Origin of the sequence: Sphingobacterium bovisgrunnientis (genome assembly GCF_009829085.1) — a bacterium.
GTDB lineage: Bacteria > Bacteroidota > Bacteroidia > Sphingobacteriales > Sphingobacteriaceae > Sphingobacterium > Sphingobacterium bovisgrunnientis.
The window spans coordinates 1-333 of record NZ_WUQY01000230.1; the positions used below are offsets into that span (position 1 = coordinate 1).

General features: G+C 39.9%; 1 protein-coding gene. It reads left to right on the forward strand.

The window, feature by feature from the left end; genetic code table 11:
• Nucleotides 1-67 precede the first annotated feature (67 nt).
• Nucleotides 68-333: gag-polypeptide of LTR copia-type domain-containing protein (locus GOQ16_RS18605; protein ID WP_240141088.1), on the forward strand; the 266-nt coding region annotated here is incomplete at its 3' end.

Below are 333 nucleotides of genomic sequence, written 5' to 3' on the forward strand. Positions count from 1 at the left end.
AGATATTCAAGTTATCAGTGCGGTCGATGCTTGGAAACATTCAGACTTTCTGTGCCGAAACTATATATTGAACAGCTTAGCAGACTCGCTATACATCGTGTATAGTAGTATGAAAACTGCCAAGGAACTGTGGGAGTCTTTGGACCGGAAATATAAAACTGAGGATGCAGGGGCTAAAAAGTTCATTGTTGGAAGATTCTTGGATTATAAGATGGTGGATTCCAAACCAGTAATCAGTCAAGTGCAAGAACTCCAAGTGATTCTTCACGAAATTCATGCCGAAGGGATGGTTGTGAGTGAAACTTTCCAAGTGACAGCAATTATTGAGAAATT